At 25.7% G+C, this 2,689-nt stretch carries 2 protein-coding genes; one reads left to right on the top strand and one right to left on the bottom strand.

Annotated features, from left to right (window positions below):
• Positions 1–100 precede the first annotated feature (100 nt).
• Positions 101–532: a hypothetical protein gene (locus tag G3997_RS03750; RefSeq protein ID WP_296648337.1), complete on the bottom strand. Its 432-nt coding sequence runs from the start codon at positions 530–532 to the stop codon at positions 101–103.
• A gap of 180 nt (positions 533–712) precedes the next feature.
• Here G3997_RS03750 and G3997_RS03745 point away from each other — a divergent pair.
• Positions 713–2,689, top strand: a 1,977-nt coding sequence (locus G3997_RS03745; RefSeq protein WP_296648331.1) for an acyl-CoA dehydratase activase, incomplete at its 3' end; no start/stop codon positions are given.

The raw sequence follows: 2,689 nt of genomic DNA, 5'->3' as shown, positions 1-2,689 counted from the left end.
ATTAAATTACTTTCCATAACCAACTCTCTATTTTTACTAATTTTTTAATATTTTTATTATTAAAGATATTAATCACTTATGCATTTATCTACTTTATATTTTATTTATTCATATTTTCTTCTTGTAGTATTTTAATATTTTCAAGTTCTTTTACAAATTCATTTCCTTGATTATAATCAATATACAAAATACACGATATATCATCAGTTCTTTCACTTATTCTTGTTGTTATTCTTATATGGTCTTCAAGGTTTTTTGTTTCAAACTTATATCTTAAATTAAGGTGTACAATTTCCCCATTTATGATTATATTTATATCATTTTGAGGTATCTCTACTTCTACATCTCTTTGTGTATCACTTTTTGATATGTTTCCAAACTTAGTGTATTTATATGAATGACCTTTATAATCAAATCTATTACTTTTCTTTAATTGTTCTAATATATAATCGCCTTCTTCTATATCATTTAAAAATTCATCTTCTTCATAAAAATAGTATTTTGAAAAATAGTCTAATCTATATTTGCCCATAACTTCCTCCTAACCTTAATATAAATTAGTATTTGCAAAATACATATATTTAACCAAAGTTTATTTTTAATATAGCCTTATAGATAATTAAAAGTTTGTCTCATATAAGCAACTTTACTGGCATAAGTTTTAACATAAGTTTTAATAATAAATTACTTATTAACTGTGAGGTGATATATTATGTTTCATATAGGTATTGATATTGGCTCAGTAACTGTTAAGACAGTAGTCTTTGATAGTTCTAACAATATTGTATATAAAGAATATAAAAGGCATTTTTCTGATGTTAAAAAAGCTTTGAATGAAGTTTTAGTTAATATACATAAAAAACTTAAAGATTCAAAAGTTACTATAGTTATAACGGGTTCCGGTGGTATTGATATCTCACAAAAACTTAATATAAAATTTGTTCAAGAAGTCATTGCATCTACTCATGCTATAGAATATTTTCATCCTGAGACAGATGTTGTAATAGAGCTTGGTGGAGAAGATGCTAAAGTTACATATTTAAGTGGTGGAATAGATCAAAGAATGAATGGGATATGTGCAGGTGGAACAGGAGCTTTTATAGATCAGATGGCTTCTCTTTTACAAACTGATGCACTTGGATTAAATGAATTAGCAAAAGACTTTAATGTAATTTATCCTATTGCATCTAGATGTGGGGTATTTGCTAAAACTGATATTCAACCTCTTATAAATGACGGTGCTAAAAGAAGTGATATTGCCATGAGTATTTTTAATGCAGTGGTTGTTCAAACTGTAAGCGTTTTATCTTGTGGTAGAAAAATTCAAGGTAAGGTTGCTTTTTTAGGAGGCCCTCTTCATTTTTTATCTAGCCTTAGGAATCGTTTCAAAAATTTATTAAAATTAGATGATAACGATATAATATTCCCTGAAAATGCACAACTATATGTTGCTATTGGTGCTTCATTGTTATCAAAAAATGAAGAATCTATAGAATTAAATAGCTTAATAAAAAATATAGAAAGTTTAGATATTAATGAATTTGATAATGTAGATAAATTAGAGCCTTTATTTAGAGATGAAAATGATTATAATGAATTTCTAGAAAGACATAATAAAAATACTATCAAAACTTTAGATATAAGCAAATTTAGTGGAAATTGCTTTTTAGGAATAGATGCTGGTTCTACTACAACTAAAGCAGCTTTAATAGATGATAAAGGTAATTTATTATACACTTATTATAGTAGTAATGAAGGTAAACCATTAAAGGTAGTTATAGATATAATGAATGAAATATATAATATTTTACCACCTAATAGTAAAATAGTGTCCTCTACTGTAACAGGGTATGGTGAAAGTCTTATAAAAAAAGCTTTAAAAATAGACTATGGTGAAATTGAAACAATTGCACATTTTAAAGCTGCAAAATTCTTTAATAAGGATGTAGACTTTATATTAGACATCGGTGGTCAAGATATGAAGTGTTTGAAAATAAAAAATGGAGTTATAAATAGTATAATTTTAAACGAGGCATGCTCTTCTGGATGTGGCTCTTTTTTAGAAACATTTGCAACTTCTTTATCTATGGATATTAAAGAATTTTCACGTATAGGACTTTACTCTAAGTCTCCAGTAGATTTAGGTTCTAGATGTACTGTATTTATGAATTCTAGAGTAAAACAAGCTCAAAAAGAAGGTGCTAATGTTTCTGATATTTCTGCTGGTCTTTCTTATTCTGTAATAAAGAATGCTTTATTTAAAGTTATAAAAATAAGGGATATAAATAATTTAGGAGATAATGTAGTTGTTCAAGGTGGAACCTTCTATAATGATTTAGTTTTAAGAAGCTTTGAAAAATTAACCAAAAAGGAAGTTATAAGACCTAATATATCAGGTATTATGGGTGCTTTTGGAGCTGCATTAATAGCTTTAGAAAACTATACTGATAATTATAAAACTACTTTATTAAAACAAGATGAGTTAAAAAATATTAATTTAAATGTAGATGTAAATAGATGCAGTGGTTGTTCTAACAATTGCTTATTGACTATAAATAAATTTTCAGAAAACGAAGTATTTGTATCTGGAAATAGATGTGAAAAAGGAGAAATAATTTATAATAAAGAAAAAAAATTAAACAATCATATAAATTTATTTAAATATAAATACGATAGATTATTTAATTAT

The organism is Romboutsia sp. 13368, from assembly GCF_018336475.1.
Classification (GTDB): Bacteria; Bacillota; Clostridia; order Peptostreptococcales; family Peptostreptococcaceae; genus Romboutsia.
This window is presented reverse-complemented; position numbering and strand designations above follow the sequence as displayed.

Coding starts and splice junctions, on each gene's coding strand:
- G3997_RS03750 (WP_296648337.1), bottom strand. CDS start 532: ATGGGCAAATATAGATTAGACTATTTTTCAAAATACTATTTTTATGAA.